Annotated in this window: 13 protein-coding genes and 1 pseudogene; 4 read left to right on the forward strand and 10 right to left on the reverse strand. The window is 58.1% G+C overall.

The window, feature by feature from the left end:
* Positions 1-233: 233 nt before the first annotated feature.
* From QLG02_RS04880 to QLG02_RS04900, 5 genes are all read right to left on the reverse strand, one after another.
* Positions 234-1,826, reverse strand: coding sequence for an ABC-F family ATPase (locus QLG02_RS04880; protein ID WP_011705884.1), 1,593 nt, complete (start codon positions 1,824-1,826; stop codon positions 234-236).
* Between the two features lie 235 nt (positions 1,827-2,061).
* Entirely contained in the window at positions 2,062-3,717 is a 1,656-nt protein-coding gene (locus QLG02_RS04885; protein ID WP_017408234.1) for a cation acetate symporter, read from the reverse strand.
* Complete coding sequence (locus tag QLG02_RS04890) at positions 3,714-4,025, reverse strand: DUF485 domain-containing protein (RefSeq protein ID WP_011705924.1); 312 nt, start codon at positions 4,023-4,025, stop codon at positions 3,714-3,716. Before QLG02_RS04890 ends, QLG02_RS04885 begins: the two co-directional genes overlap by 4 nt.
* Before the next feature lie 109 nt (positions 4,026-4,134).
* Positions 4,135-4,761 carry a 3'-5' exonuclease gene (locus QLG02_RS04895; protein ID WP_016350909.1) on the reverse strand — a complete coding sequence of 209 codons (627 nt, stop codon included), beginning with the start codon at positions 4,759-4,761 and terminating at the stop codon, positions 4,135-4,137.
* Positions 4,762-4,763: 2 nt separating this feature from the next.
* On the reverse strand, positions 4,764-6,551 hold the full coding sequence (locus tag QLG02_RS04900) for a putative nucleotidyltransferase substrate binding domain-containing protein (protein WP_282464661.1): 1,788 nt from the start codon (positions 6,549-6,551) through the stop codon (positions 4,764-4,766).
* A 176-nt stretch (positions 6,552-6,727) separates the two neighbouring features.
* Between QLG02_RS04900 and QLG02_RS04905 the strand changes: the two genes are divergently transcribed.
* Entirely contained in the window at positions 6,728-7,534 is an 807-nt protein-coding gene (locus QLG02_RS04905) for a crotonase/enoyl-CoA hydratase family protein (RefSeq protein WP_024943958.1), read from the forward strand.
* A gap of 83 nt (positions 7,535-7,617) precedes the next feature.
* Here QLG02_RS04905 and QLG02_RS21800 read toward each other — a convergent pair whose 3' ends face one another.
* Positions 7,618-7,818, reverse strand: coding sequence for a GPO family capsid scaffolding protein (locus QLG02_RS21800; protein ID WP_348994620.1), 201 nt, complete (start codon positions 7,816-7,818; stop codon positions 7,618-7,620).
* A 128-nt stretch (positions 7,819-7,946) separates the two neighbouring features.
* On the opposite strand from QLG02_RS21800, the gene QLG02_RS04915 reads away from it, so the two are divergent.
* The 3 genes from QLG02_RS04915 (at position 7,947) to QLG02_RS04925 (ending at position 10,436) form a co-directional block, all read left to right on the forward strand.
* Positions 7,947-8,198: an ogr/Delta-like zinc finger family protein gene (locus tag QLG02_RS04915; RefSeq protein WP_282464662.1), complete on the forward strand. Its 252-nt coding sequence runs from the start codon at positions 7,947-7,949 to the stop codon at positions 8,196-8,198.
* Positions 8,199-8,708: 510 nt separating this feature from the next.
* Positions 8,709-9,338, forward strand: a complete 630-nt coding sequence (locus QLG02_RS04920; protein ID WP_282464663.1) for a hypothetical protein — start codon at positions 8,709-8,711, stop codon at positions 9,336-9,338.
* Positions 9,339-9,653: 315 nt separating this feature from the next.
* The gene (locus tag QLG02_RS04925; RefSeq protein WP_282464664.1) at positions 9,654-10,436 is read left to right on the forward strand and encodes a hypothetical protein; all 783 of its coding nucleotides are present in this window, start codon (positions 9,654-9,656) and stop codon (positions 10,434-10,436) included.
* Between the two features lie 159 nt (positions 10,437-10,595).
* Here QLG02_RS04925 and QLG02_RS04930 read toward each other — a convergent pair whose 3' ends face one another.
* From QLG02_RS04930 to QLG02_RS04945, 4 genes and pseudogenes are all read right to left on the reverse strand, one after another.
* Positions 10,596-10,850: a hypothetical protein gene (locus QLG02_RS04930; protein ID WP_282464736.1), complete on the reverse strand. Its 255-nt coding sequence runs from the start codon at positions 10,848-10,850 to the stop codon at positions 10,596-10,598.
* The gene (locus QLG02_RS04935) at positions 10,790-11,068 is read right to left on the reverse strand and encodes a hypothetical protein (RefSeq protein WP_282464665.1); all 279 of its coding nucleotides are present in this window, start codon (positions 11,066-11,068) and stop codon (positions 10,790-10,792) included. The genes QLG02_RS04930 and QLG02_RS04935 overlap by 61 nt, the downstream gene beginning before the upstream one ends.
* Positions 11,065-12,038: pseudogene (locus tag QLG02_RS04940) on the reverse strand (replication endonuclease); the annotation flags it as partial. The gene QLG02_RS04935 and the pseudogene QLG02_RS04940, both read right to left, overlap by 4 nt.
* A gap of 91 nt (positions 12,039-12,129) precedes the next feature.
* Entirely contained in the window at positions 12,130-13,629 is a 1,500-nt protein-coding gene (locus QLG02_RS04945) for an alanine/glycine:cation symporter family protein (RefSeq protein ID WP_011705934.1), read from the reverse strand.
* Between the last annotated feature and the right edge of the window lie 273 nt (positions 13,630-13,902).

The following is a 13,902-nucleotide window of genomic DNA, read 5'->3' on the forward strand; positions in this document are numbered from 1 at the left end:
AGGTGATGACCTACTTCAAGATTAGCCTTTCAACACATAACTGGGACAGAGCCTTCTTTATCCGCAAGGCGCCGTTTGGTCTTCTTTCTGGCGGGATGACTACCCTGCCCTGGCAGGGGGAAGGGGATATGACGCACGGGATGATCCGCATCGTCCGGTAGATATCACAGGCATAAAAAAAACCGGCACTCAGGTGCCGGTTTTCATTGACGGGATATGCGGGCAGGAGGGGGTTACACCACGCCCTGGGTACGCAGGTAATCCTCGTAGGTGCCACCGAAGTCGCGGATGCCATCTTCAGTCAGCTCCAGGATGCGGGTCGCCAGGGAGGAGACGAACTCACGGTCGTGGGAGACGAAGATCAGGGTGCCCTTGTACATCTCCAGCGCCAGGTTCAAGGATTCGATGGATTCCATGTCCAGGTGGTTGGTCGGCTCATCCATGATCAGGATGTTGGGGCGCTGCATCATCAGCTTGCCGAACAGCATACGGCCCTGCTCGCCACCGGACAGCACCTTGACCGGCTTCTTGATGTCGTCCTGGGAGAACAGCAGACGGCCCAGTACGGAGCGTACCGCCTGCTCGTCTTCGTTCTCCTGTTTCCACTGGGCCATCCAGTCGAACACGTTGAGATCGGTGTCGAAGTCCTCGGCGTGATCCTGGGCGTAGTAACCGATCTGGGCGTTTTCGGACCACTTGATGGTGCCGGTGTCCGGTGCCAGCGCGCCCACCAGGGTTTTGATCAGGGTGGATTTACCGATCCCGTTGGTACCCAGAATGGCGACCTTCTCGCCCACTTCCAGCATCATATTGAGGCCCTTGAACAGCGGAGCCTCGCCATAGCCTTTCGATACGCCTTCGATCTCCAGGATGTTGCGGTAGAGCTTCTTCTCCTGCTCGAAGCGGATGAAGGGGTTCTGCCGGCTGGAGACCTTCACTTCCTCAATCTTGATCTTGTCGATCTGCTTGAGGCGGGAGGTGGCCTGGCTGGACTTGGAGGCGTTGGCGCTGAAACGCGACACGAAGGATTGCAGATCGGCGATCTGGGCCTTCTTCTTGGCGTTGTCGGCCAGCAGGCGTTCACGGGCCTGGGTGGCGGCCGTCATGTACTCGTCGTAGTTGCCCGGGTAGACGCGCAGCTCGCCGTAGTCCAGATCCGCCATGTGGGTGCAGACGGAGTTCAGAAAGTGACGGTCGTGAGAGATGATGATCATGGTGCTCTCGCGATCGTTGAGCACCTGTTCCAGCCAGCGAATGGTGTTGATGTCCAGGTTGTTGGTCGGTTCGTCCAGCAACAGGATGTCGGGGTTGGAGAACAGCGCCTGTGCCAGCAGCACCCGCAGTTTCCAGCCCGGCGCCACTTCGCTCATCGGGCCGTTGTGCTGCTCGATGGGGATGCCGGCACCCAGCAGCAGCTCGCCCGCGCGGGATTCGGCGGTATAGCCGTCATACTCGGCGACCAGGCCTTCCAGCTCGGCGGCCTTCATGTAGTCATCGTCGGTCGCTTCCAGGTTGGCGTAGATGGCATCGCGCTCGGCGATGGCGGCCCACAGCTCGGTGTGACCCATCATGACCACGTCCAGTACGCGCATCTCTTCGTAGGCGAACTGATCCTGACGCAGCTTACCGATACGCTCGTTGACGTCCAGGCTCACATTACCGCCAGTGGGCTCCAGATCGCCGCCGAGGATCTTCATAAAGGTGGACTTGCCACAGCCGTTGGCACCGATAAGGCCGTAGCGGTTGCCGCCGCCAAACTTGACGCTGATGTTCTCAAACAGCGGCTTGGCGCCGAACTGCATGGTGATGTTGTTACTCGAAAGCACTGGAATGTCCCGGTTGGTCTGTCAAATGGCGCGCATTATGGCACAGATCCCCGGAAAGTTTTAGCAAGAACTGTGATCCGGGCCTATTGCAGAGGGGATAGAGAGGGTGGTGCTGTGTGCTCGCGCACCCTGGCGGCCATGGCCGCGTCGCTCGGATAGCAACGGGCGCTAACCGCTGCCTCTCGGCATGAAAAAAGCCGGCCCTGGGGCCGGCTTGCAACCGTCAATCGAAGGTTCAGTGGGAGCTGGCGCTGGCTGCCCCCAGTCCGGTCTGGGAGCGGACGAACTGCGGGAAGAACTTGGCGTGCTCGTCGAGCGCATTTTGCGACTTGTCGGTCACCGAGAACAGCCAGATCCCGACGAAGGCCACCGCCATGGAGAAGAGGGCGGGGTACTCGTAGGGGAAGATGGCCTGAGCATGGCCCAGCACTTTCACCCACACGGTCGGGCCCAGGATCATCAGGCTGACCGCGCTCACCAGCCCCAGCCAGCCGCCGTAGACGGCGCCGCGAGTGGTCAGGCGAGACCAGAACATGGAGAGGAACAGCACCGGGAAGTTGCAGCTGGCAGCGATGGAGAAGGCGAGCCCCACCATGAAGGCGATGTTCTGCTTCTCGAACAGGATGCCGAGACCGATGGCCACCACACCCAGCACCACAGTGGTGTACTTGGAGACGCGCAGCTCGTCGGCTTCGTTGGCCTTGCCCTTCTTGATGACGCTGGCATAGAGATCATGGGAGACCGCCGAGGCACCGGCCAGGGTCAGCCCGGCCACCACCGCCAGGATGGTGGCAAACGCCACGGCGGAGATGAAGCCGAGGAACAGGCTGCCGCCCACCGCATCGGCCAGGTGGATGGCAGCCATGTTGGTGCCGCCCAGCAGGGCGCCGGTGGCGTCCTTGAAGTCCGGGTTGGTGCTGACCAGCAGGATGGCGCCAAAGCCGATGATGAAGGTCAGGATGTAGAAGTAGCCGATAAAGCCGGTGGCATAGAACACGCTCTTGCGCGCTTCCTTGGCGTCACTCACGGTGAAGAAACGCATCAGGATGTGGGGCAGGCCGGCGGTACCGAACATCAGGGCCAGACCCAGCGAGATGGCGGAGATGGGATCGGCGACCAGGCCACCCGGGCTCATGATGGCGATGCCCTTCTCGTGCACCTTGACCGCTTCACTGAACAGGGTGCCGATGTCGAAGTTGACCGACTTCATCACCATGATGGCCATGAAGCTGGCACCGGAGAGCAGCATCACCGCCTTGATGATCTGCACCCAAGTGGTGGCCAGCATGCCGCCGAACAGCACGTAGAGCACCATCAGAATGCCGACCAGCACCACGGCCACATGGTATTGCAGGCCGAACAGCAGCTCGATCAGCTTGCCTGCGCCCACCATCTGGGCGATCAGGTAGAGGGCGACCACCACCAGCGAGCCGCTGGCGGAGAGGGTGCGCACCTCGGTCTGCTTGAGGCGGTAGGAGGCCACGTCGGCAAAGGTGTACTTGCCGAGGTTGCGCAGCCGCTCCGCGATCAGGAACAGGATGATGGGCCAGCCAACCAGAAAACCGATGGAGTAAATCAGGCCATCGTAGCCGGAGGTGTAGACCAGCGCGGAGATGCCGAGGAAAGAGGCGGCGGACATGTAGTCACCGGCGATGGCCAGGCCATTCTGGAAGCCGGTGATGCGCCCGCCGGCGGCGTAGTAGTCGGAGGCCGAGCGGTTGCGCTTGGAGGCCCAGTAGGTGATGAACAGGGTGGCCGCCACGAAGATCACGAACATCACGATGGCCGAGATATTGAGCGGTTGGCGATGCACCTCGCCGGTCAGCGCATCGGCAGCCAGCAGGGGGGAGGAGGCCAGCGTGGCCAGCAACAGCAGAGACTTGCCTTTCATGATTGGGCTCCCTTGAGGATCTTCTGGTTCAGTTCGTCAAACTCGCCGTTGGCCCGAAACACATAGATGCCGGTCAACACGAAGGAGGAGAGGATCAGCCCCACTCCGACCGGGATGCCGCGGGTAATGGTGGACCCTTCGCTCAAGGGGGTGCCAAGCCAGCCGGGGGCGAAGGCGATGAGCATGATGAAGGCCAGATAGAGCCCCAGCATCAGGATGGAGAGGGACCAGGCAAAGCGCTGGCGCTTGGCGACCAGCTCCTGGAAGTTAGGATCTTGCTGGATCCGAAGATACGGTTGCTGTTCCATTGCAGTGCTCCATGACATTGAGTGTCGGCGGTGAATGAAGGGAGGTCCCTACCGAGCAGCAGGGCTGCTCATGTAAGCAAAATGTGAATCAAATGTTATTTCCGGACAATTAGACTTTGGGATAAGCCAGTGGCCCGCCCCGAGTGAGGCGCAAGAAGATGAGGGCGGCGGTGATGGCATCGCTCAGGGCGTCGTGGGCGGGCAGGGCCGGCAGGCCCAGGTGGCTGCTGATGGCGGCCAGATGCAGATCGATGGCGGCATCGGGATAGCGGCGATAGAGGTGATCGTGGTAGAGCCGGCTCACCTCTATCCCCCGCTGCGCCAGGGTCAGCCCCCAGCATCGCTGGCAGGCGAGGTTGAGGATGCGCAGGTCGTAGGCGATGTGATACCCCACCAGTTCGCGCGGGCCGATAAAGGCGAGCAGCAGGCGCAGCGCGGCCTCCAGCGTCATGCCCTGTTGCAGATCCTGATGGCGCAGGCCGTGGATCACCACCGAATGTTCGCTCAGGCTGGCCGGCGCTTGCACCCGGATGGACAGTGCCTCGCCGGTCAGCACCCGGTTGCCCTGAATGCGCACCGCGCCGATGGCGACGATCTCGGCCTGGGCGGGATCCAGGCTGGTGGTCTCGAAGTCGAGGGCCACCCACTCGTCGGCGGGCGGGTCGGCATAGAGCGGGGCAAATGCCGGATCTTGAACGCGGCGGCCATGCCAATGACGGCGCAGGCGGCTCAACATGGCTACTGCCTCAGACGAAAGTGCAAGGTGAGCCACTGCTGGAACTTCTTCACCTGATGCAGTGCCTGGCGCAGCAGATCCCGCTCGCCGTGGCTAAGATCATTGACCTGTACCCGGCTCTCCCCCTCCTTGAGTTGGCTGCGCAGCCGCAAGCGGACGAACAGCCTGAATGCCTCCGCCAGATTGTCGCCAAAGCCGGCGCTGAGTCGCCCGGCCGTCACCAGTGCCTCGATCCGTGCCAGGGTCGAGGTCTCCAGAATGGCGGCTTCCAGCGCCAGCATGCGAATGCCGTGTACCAGCGGAAAGAGGCCGCCACGTTTCAGATCCAGTCCCTCCGGCGCCCGCTCCAGCCGGCCAAACAGGGTAAGCGGCGCATGAAACGCCACCGCCGGTCGCACCATCTCCGCCAGCAGATCTCCCCGCTCGGCCAGCTGCTCGCGCAACTTGCGGGCGAGAGGGGGAAGCAGGGCGCGATCGCCGGCGATGGGGTGGGCGTCGGCCAGGGTAGCGAGCCAGAGCAAGTCTGCTTCACTGGCCTCGACACAGGCCCGCTCGGTCTCCTGCTGCCAGAGCGCCAGGGGCTTCACCCAGGCCGGATTGTTGACCATCACCCGGCCGGGGCAGGGCGGGTAGCCGAGCCGGGCCAGCAGCTCGCTGAAGGCGGCCAGGTCGGCCTGCTGGGTCGGCCAGTGCAGGTCGGCGGGCAGGATCAGTGCATTGTCCTGATCGGTTTTGAGGATCTGCTCGCCGCGCCCCTCCGAGCCCAGCATCAGCAGGCAGACACGCTCCTGCACCGCGGGCGGGATCACCAGCGCAAAGGCCTTGGCGATCAGCTGCTCGTTGATGGTGGCGATGAGCTTCATCAAAAAGGCGGTGTGGATCCCCTGGCCGAATAGGGAGCGGGTCAGCTGTTGCTGCTCCCGGGCCACCGCTTCCAGTGCCGGCAGGGTGTCGGCGCGGGCGATGCGCAGGGTCAGCACATGGGAGTGGGTGGAGAAGAGGCCGAGCACCTGGGTCAGGTGCAGGATCCCCGCCACCTCCTGCCCTTGCCAGACCACCAGCCGCTTGATGCGATGGCGGGTCATCAGCAACAGGGCGTCGAACAGATAGCTGTCCAGCGGCAGGCCGATGAGCGGGGTCGGATCCAGCACCGCCAGCGGCGTCGTCAGTGGCAGGCCCTTGAGGGTCAGGGCGTGCAGCAGGGTCTTGCGGGTCGCCAGACTCAGGCTGCCATCCGTGGCCGGGTAGAGCAGGCAGTCGGTGCCCTTGGCCACCATGGCCTCGGTGGCGGCCAAGAGCGACAGGCGGCTGTCGACGATGAGTGCCGGCTGCAGATGGCCGGGCTCGATGCGGGTCAGGATGAACTCCGCCAGATTCTTCTGCCCCAGCTGGGCGCGCTGCTCCTGCTGCTGTTGCCGCTGTGCCAGGCTGGCGGTGAAGTAGCGGGCGAAGGCGGGATTGCCCTCGCACAGCTCGATGAAGGTGGCTCTGGGGATCAGCTGGCAGAGCAGATCTTCCAGCGCACTGAACTGGTGGCGGCAGTGGCCGTCGAACTGGGCGCGCACGTCGAACAGGTCCCCTTCGCCATAGTCGCCAAACTGATGATGAGGGCTCGACTCTTCCACCGCCCCCTTGAGGACGAGATAGAGGCCGGGGGGGGCATCACCGGCCTTGAGCACTGGCTGGCCGACGCGAAAGTAGCAGATGGAGAGGTGCTGCTCGAGCCGTTGACGCTCCTCTGCGGTCAGGCAGTCAAACGGCGGACGGGCAAAGTTGAACAGGCTGGTCATGGCAATCCTTGGCCGGTGGCGTCAAGCCAGTCTGACAAAGCGGCGTCTGGCCAGCCAGCCGACTTTAGTCGCACGCGCCGCGGCAGTGAGAAACCGGGCTCCTCGCTGTACCTGGCGATAACACTCTGATAACGTGGTGGTATGACCAGTGTGAACTCAGGAGAGGACAGGGGAAAATGGAAAAACCAAGGGTCAAATGCGAGATCCGGGACGGCATCGCCGAGGTGATGCTGGCGCGGGGCGACAAGCTCAATGCGCTGGACAGAGCCATGTTCAGCGCCATCGACGGGGTACTCGACCAGCTGCGCCAGCACAAGGGGCTGCGGGCGGTGATCCTGCACGGGGAGGGGCGGGCCTTTTGTGCCGGGCTGGATGTGAAATCCATGCTCAAGCAGCCGGTGGCGGCGCTCGAGATTTTAAAACGCGAGGCGGATGAAGCCACCAACCTGGCCCAGCGGGTGGCTTATGGCTGGCATCAGCTGCCGGTGCCGGTGATCGCTGTGACCCAGGGGGTCTGCTTTGGCGGCGGGTTGCAGATTGCGCTCGGCGCCGACTTTCGCTTCAGCACCCCCGATTGCCGCTTCTCGGTGATGGAGATCAAGTGGGGCATCATCCCCGACATGAGCGGCAGCGTCACCATGCGCAACCTGATGGGGGTGGATACCGCCATGGAGCTGGCCATGAGCGGGCGCGAGCTGCCGGCGCCGGAGGCCAAGTCCCTCGGGCTGGTGAGCCGGGTCTGCGACGATCCGCTGGCCGAGGCGCGGGAGTTCGCGAAGACCCTCATCACCAAGTCGCCGGACGCGTTGGCGGGGATCAAGCAGCTCTACAACCAGGCCTGGGCCCGCAGCGACGAGGCGATGCTGAAAGAAGAGACCCGGCTGCAAAAGCAGATCCTGGGGCGCCCCAACCAGTGGCGCGCCACCCTCAACAGCCTGTTTCGCTGGCGTCTGCCGTTCGGGCCGCGCCGCAATGCGCTCTGACAGGCAGGGATAAACAAGAAATGGTATCGATCTGGTGCCAAGGCCATTGAGGGCCCCCAGCATCTGATCGAACCGTTCTGGTTTCATTTCCTTATCCTCGGGTTGGGCTTATCGGTGACGCCGAGGCCCAACAGGTAGGTGTGTCCCAGATCGGCGAATTGCTCGATCGGCTCGATGGAGCAGAACTGATACAGGCCGCTCTGGTTGTAGTAAATGAGATCCCGATTCGGGCAGAGGATGGCAAACAGATTGAGCTGGTCATTGACCTCTTCGGTCTTGAGCACCTACACCGTGCCATAGCCGGACCCGCGATTGTGATCGGGTCAGATGACGGCGGTGTAATAGGTCGGATGGTAGGTATCAGCGTTTGCTGTGGCAAGACAGGCTGTTGATTTGGATAGAAAAGGGGGCAATGCGGGTTTGTTGCAAAGTGCGTGGCCAGCATGGCCGCATTACCAAGACCAACCGACTGAGTGATGATGTCTCGGATCTCTATTGCCAGTGCACCGATGCAGAATGTGGCCACAGTTGGGTGGCGACCTTGTCGTTCGCCCACACCCTAAGCCCCTCGGCCAAGACCGCGAACCAGCTGGTGCTGAGCTTGATGGGCTCGCTGACGCCAGAGGGCCGGCAGTTGGTACTGAAAGGACTGGGGGCGCAATAGCGCCCCCAGCATTTTGTGCGATAACCACGAATACCCGCTAGCTCTACTGAAAGCAACATAGATCGCCTCTTCTTTGTCCAACAATACTGACCTTCGTCAAAAATCAAACAAAAATCAGCGAGATAGGTAATTTTTTATTCACTAGGATGGTTATCGTTTGATACCTTACTCATCCGGCCCCTCACTGTGTCAAAGGCAACCGAGGTGTATCCGATGGTTGTACAATCTTCAGTCCGGTTTAAAGCAGCAAGCTGGGAGCTGAAACCCGTGCGGTAGCCATGTTGTTTTCTGAGAAACGGGAAAAGAAATGGAGACCAGTGAACCCGGTGGTCAGATAGTGAGGACCGGTTATATATCCACAGTGTGGGTCAGGTAAGTTGGCGTAGGGCATTAAAATATCACTGATGTTTTCAATGATTCAAAAATTTTACTGGGTATATTCGGAACGGAAATATTTTACTATGTAGAAATTTTCCGTATAATAAATACTTCTGTTTATAAGGGTGATGCATGAGTTCCATACAGGAAAAATTCGGCCAGCTGATCATTGATGGATTTGGCGAATTTGCAAAAACAGGAATACCAGATACCAACAAATTGGATGCGACATGGTTTGATCATGTTCAAGAACAAACAGTGAGAGATGCTCTTTGCGATACATTATATGGTGCTCGTTGGCTTTACAAAATTGGTTTGGCGCTTCAAGTAGATAATAAAGAATTATATGCACATGTTAGAGCGCAAGTCATTGACTACATTTCGGTTTCTGAAACACTGCTCAATGAAATGGTGCTCCATGCAAAAAACAAGAATAAATTAACTGGAGAGCATTGGAAATTTAAAGATTTATACATGAATCCCAAAAATAAAATTAAATGGACAAAGGTTACAAACATTAGAGCTGCGATCGAAAAGCAATCATTTGCATGGCTTATTTTAGTCGCGGAAGAAGAAAAAATAATTACGCCGCCACTAGCAAGTTCATTAAATAAAATGCGATTGGTAAGAAACACTGTACATATTACTGAAAGGGCAAAAAATAACTCTGCTTACTCATTAAATAGCTCTAGTGAAGCTTTTAAAATTATGCAGAAAACAATTAATGAAACTAAGTCTTGGTTTTCTAAGAATAAAATTTAACAAAGCAATGAAACGGTGCTGAAAGGGCAGAGTGGATATTGAATCATTTAATAATTTTTTTGTTATCATAAAACAATGATGATTACGTCGAAGGTGAGATGTTATATTTTGCAGCCATCGATATGGCACTAAAGGCGGTTATGAAAAATGCAATTAGCATGCAATAACTCAAAGACTACATGCAAAAGTGAGCACACCGTTTTAGAAGCGGCTGTTGTCGCTCTGCTCGGTTGAGGCGGCCTTTCCACCGCCGCGCGGCTAAAAGCTAGTCCCAACATCGGGCGTTATAGATCAACCAAAAATATGAGATAAGTAATGGAAATGACAGTAAGTGAGTTCTTTTTTGATTTGCCAATTTATACCCCTGTCAATTTTGATGAGGGAACTATGGATGTATACAGAAAAATACTTGATTACTCTAAAAGAGAAGAGTTTGAAGGCTACAACCCATGGAGGAAAATTGAGTCTACCTTTGTGGTTCAAACTAATTTGATTCCATATAATGATAATTTCCACGGCCATGGGAGGATTCAAATCAAATGCAAGCGAACTGATGAGGTTTTTGTCTTTTACGTGATTGGTGATGCCAATATACCTTCATTAATGAAAACAGGGCAATACCCATCAGTTGCTGATTTTCATATGTCTGAGATTAAAAAATATAAAAAACTACTTCCTAATGAGAAACTTAAAGAATTTTCTCGAGCAATTGGTTTAGCCGCTAATGGCGTTGGGATAGGTTCTTTTGTTTATTTGCGCCGTATATTCGAACACTTAATAGCGGAGGCATATGTACAGTGTCTCGCTGAGAATTTAGTCACTGAAGAACAATACAGTAGATCCAGAATGGATCAGAAAATAAACTTACTTTCAGCTCACTTACCAGTATTTTTAGTCGAAAATAGGTCTATGTATTCCGTATTGAGTGTTGGAATACATGAGCTAGATGAAAACACTTGCTTATCTCATTTCGACACACTTAGAGTTGGTATCGAAATCATTCTTGATGAGAAACTCGATGAACTCAAAAAGAAAGAAAAAATTGAAGATGCTAAAAGAAAATTGGCGAAACTGGCTAGCGAGGCGAACAAACCATAACAAATCAAGGTATAGGTCGCAGCAAATCTGTGCCAATGCTTGAGACGTTATCAACTAAATCCTCATCCTCGATACTCTTGATCAGATGATCGGCACCATCCTCTGAAGCGATCCAGCCTCGCCAGCGTAGGCTCCTTATGACTTATAACCTGCACTGATTTATCTGTGGTCGGCCACTACTTGGTGGCGGGCGGGTTGGTACTGTGGGTAGAGTCGGTCGGCGGCGCCCGAGTTGGCGCGATCGGTGATGCTGCCCAGTGCGATAAAGAGGGTGCGGCCGGTGCTGGTACAATGAATGGTGCCGATCTGGTCGATGGTCACCGGCGTCTTGCCCTCCACAACATGGCGTCTGCCTACTGCATGGCCATCGGCAGAGAGCACCGGCACCATGGGACGGCAGGGCTTGGCCTGCAAGGGGTCGGCACCTCGACGGCGATGGTCAGCAGGGCCAGCGATAAGGGGCGAGGGTGGCGACGGCGCAGAATGGCAGACGCAACAGCCTGCTGTTTGCCCTTGAGCATCCCCACCCACTGGCTGATCTCATTGGCTGGCCAGCGCTGCTGGAGAATGCAGGTCACCCGATTATCCAGGCTGCGGTACTCTTCGCGGCTGACGGTCTGTTTGTTGTTCATACCCACTCCTCGCTGTAGTCGTCCTGTTCCTGTATCCACTCCGGCGTATCCAGCCCTTCCAGCACGCGCCACATCTCGGACTGATAGGGCTGCGGCAGCATCTCTATCCAGCGGTGTGCCCCGGTGTGGCCCTGCGCCTGGTAGACCTTGCTGCACAGCTCAACCAGCATCGGCCAGTCCTCATCGCCTTCCGGTACCGCGTTCTCATCCGGCTGGCCTTGTTCGGCTGTCAGCTGGCCCTCAGGCTGCCAATCCGGCTCGCTCGGGAGCGTTCGGCTCGACTGCACCTGTCTGTTCTCCAACCGGAGGGTGAAACCGTCCGCTGTGACATTGGCGCCGGCCCGTAAACGGCCGATGGAGAAGGGTGATAGCCCCCATTGTTCCCTCATGATCTGGTCTGCGAAGGCATCAGGATCTGGCCGCGTACAGTTATTGTCAGAGCTCCAAGGTGCCGGGCTGTCGCCCGTCTTAACCCCAACTCCCCTCGCTGCAGCCTCGGCGGTTTTCCTGGCTTCATGGGTGCCGGCAGGCACAATTTCCCAACCTTGCAGGCGAGTCTTGATGCCAAGGCGAGCGCAGGTAATGCCCATCAGGCGCTTGATGTCTTCGCCATGGCTGTTGGCCTGCTCCTCGATGAGGTGGGCCAGTTTGATGGGGTGTTAGGCACGGATGGCCAGTGCACCGCCCAAGGCGTGCAGGTAGCAGCGAAAAATGCCGTTATCCGCGGAAAGCGGGCCGCCTCAAAGCGCGGGTCTTGCAGCACGGGCTTGGGTGGGCCAACCAATTCGGCATTCTTCTTGGCGTTGCTGCTGCAGCGCAGCTCGCGCCAGACTTCGACTGGGGCCCCCGATTTGCTGGAAGGTACGAATGCCCCACCAACTGGCCCAGGCGACGGCATACAGTGCGCCCTCATCGGCGGCGGTGCCACCTCTTCGCCATCGTTCAGGTAGGCGCCGTCGATGCTTTTGGCACTCAACTAATTGAGTTAATGCAACGTTTTGAATTTAAAGAAATAAAAATGGCAGCCGAGGCTGCCATTTTTATTGGGGAGTGGTGCGCGATCAGGAGATCTTGCGATCCTGGTCCGGTTCGAAGGGGTGACCGGATTTCTCCTGCTCCAGGTTGTCTTCGGAGCGGTGGCCGGCCCAGTAGTCGGCGTTCTTGATGCCGAGTTTCTCCGGATGGAACACCGGATCCAGCCCCTTGGCTTGCTGCGCTTCATAGTCGCGCAGGCAGGCAAAGGCGGTCTTTTGCAGCAGCAGGATGGCTATGATGTTGAGCCAGGCCATCAGCCCGACGCCGATGTCACCCATGCCCCAGGCGAGCTCGGCGGTCTTGACGGTGCCATAGACGGTGGAGGCCATCAGGGTCAATTTCAGCACGAAGGTCAGCCAGGGACGGTTCACCTTGCGGTTGATGTAGGCGATGTTGGTCTCGGCGATGTAGTAGTAGGCAACAATGGTGGTGAAGGCGAAGAAGAACAGCGCGATGGCTACGAACATGCTGCCAAAGCCAGGCATCATGCTCTCCATGGCGGTCTGCACGTAGCCCGGGCCGGCGGCTACGCCGGCGATGCCGGTGTAGAGGGCGGCACCGTCCGGTCCCTGCACGTTGTAGAGGCCGGTGATGAGCAGCATAAAGCCGGTGGCGGAGCAGACGAACAGGGTGTCGATATAGACCGAGAACGCCTGCACCAGGCCCTGTTTGGCCGGGTGGCTCACCGCAGCGGCGGAGGAGGCGTGCGGCCCGGTACCCTGACCCGCTTCGTTGGAGTAGACCCCGCGCTTGACCCCCCACATGATGGCCAGACCCAGAATGGCGCCGAAGCCGGCATCAAAGCCGAAGGCACTCTTCCAGATCAGCAGGATCACGCCGGGCAGGGCGTGGATGTTGAGGGCGATGATGACGCAGGCGACGATGATGTAGCCGAGCGCCATGAAGGGCACCACGGTACTGGCGAAGTTGGCGATGCGCTTGACGCCGCCGAAGATGATGAAGCCGAGCAGCAGAGCCAGACCGGCGGCGGTGACGTTCGGATCGATATCAAACGCAGTCTGCAGACTGGCGCCGATGGAATTGGCCTGCACCCCCGGCAGCAGCACGCCGCAGGCAAAGATGGTGGCGATGGCGAACGTCCAGGCGTACCACTTCATGCCGAGCCCTTTCTCGATGTAGAAGGCCGGGCCGCCGCGGTATTCGCCGTTGATCTTCTCCTTGTAGACCTGACCCAGGGTGGACTCCACGAAGGCGGAGCTGGAGCCGAGGAAGGCCACCATCCACATCCAGAACATGGCACCCGGGCCGCCAAAGGTGATGGCGGTGGCGACGCCGGCGATGTTGCCGGTACCCACCCGGCCGGCCAGGGTCATGGCCAGCGCCTGGAAGGAGGAGACGCCCGCATCCGTGCTCTTGCCATCAAACATCAGCCGGATCATCTCCTTGATGTGACGCAGTTGCAGGAAGCGGCTGCGCAGGGAGAAGTAGAGGCCTACCCCCAGACACAGATAGATGAGCGCCGGGCTCCAAATCACACCATTGATGGCATTGACGATCTCATTCATGTACAACAACTCCTTTGTTGTGCTGTCTTGTTGGCGGGGTCTGTGCTCCGCTCCCTCAAATAGGTGGTGACCCTGGGGTCACTCGTTATGGTGTGGGACGGGTCGGTGGATGTTTCCACTGGCCAGTCCGCGGGTTTTAACATATCGATTTGTGTTGGGGCTTCCCAGCGAAATATGTTGTTATATTGTTAATTTGTGAATTGACATTAACAAATGGCCGGTGCAACTGGACAGAATGCGGTGCCGGCCCGGTATCATCTCCTCTTTCGTCGG

The sequence above is a fragment of the Aeromonas sp. V90_14 genome (genome assembly GCF_029967615.1).
Classification (GTDB): domain Bacteria; phylum Pseudomonadota; class Gammaproteobacteria; order Enterobacterales; family Aeromonadaceae; genus Aeromonas; species Aeromonas hydrophila.

What these genes read in the sequence shown, in the direction of transcription:
- QLG02_RS04885 (WP_017408234.1), bottom strand. Translation starts at nt 3,717, where the DNA reads ATGAAAGGCAAGTCTCTGCTGTTGCTGGCCACGCTGGCCTCCTCCCCC.
- QLG02_RS04890 (WP_011705924.1), bottom strand. Translation starts at nt 4,025, where the DNA reads ATGGAACAGCAACCGTATCTTCGGATCCAGCAAGATCCTAACTTCCAG.
- QLG02_RS04895 (WP_016350909.1), bottom strand. Translation starts at nt 4,761, where the DNA reads ATGTTGAGCCGCCTGCGCCGTCATTGGCATGGCCGCCGCGTTCAAGAT.
- QLG02_RS04900 (WP_282464661.1), bottom strand. Translation starts at nt 6,551, where the DNA reads ATGACCAGCCTGTTCAACTTTGCCCGTCCGCCGTTTGACTGCCTGACC.
- QLG02_RS04905 (WP_024943958.1), top strand. Translation starts at nt 6,728, where the DNA reads ATGGAAAAACCAAGGGTCAAATGCGAGATCCGGGACGGCATCGCCGAG.
- QLG02_RS04915 (WP_282464662.1), top strand. Translation starts at nt 7,947, where the DNA reads ATGCGGGTTTGTTGCAAAGTGCGTGGCCAGCATGGCCGCATTACCAAG.
- QLG02_RS04920 (WP_282464663.1), top strand. Translation starts at nt 8,709, where the DNA reads ATGAGTTCCATACAGGAAAAATTCGGCCAGCTGATCATTGATGGATTT.
- QLG02_RS04925 (WP_282464664.1), top strand. Translation starts at nt 9,654, where the DNA reads ATGGAAATGACAGTAAGTGAGTTCTTTTTTGATTTGCCAATTTATACC.
- QLG02_RS04935 (WP_282464665.1), bottom strand. Translation starts at nt 11,068, where the DNA reads ATGAACAACAAACAGACCGTCAGCCGCGAAGAGTACCGCAGCCTGGAT.
- QLG02_RS04945 (WP_011705934.1), bottom strand. Translation starts at nt 13,629, where the DNA reads ATGAATGAGATCGTCAATGCCATCAATGGTGTGATTTGGAGCCCGGCG.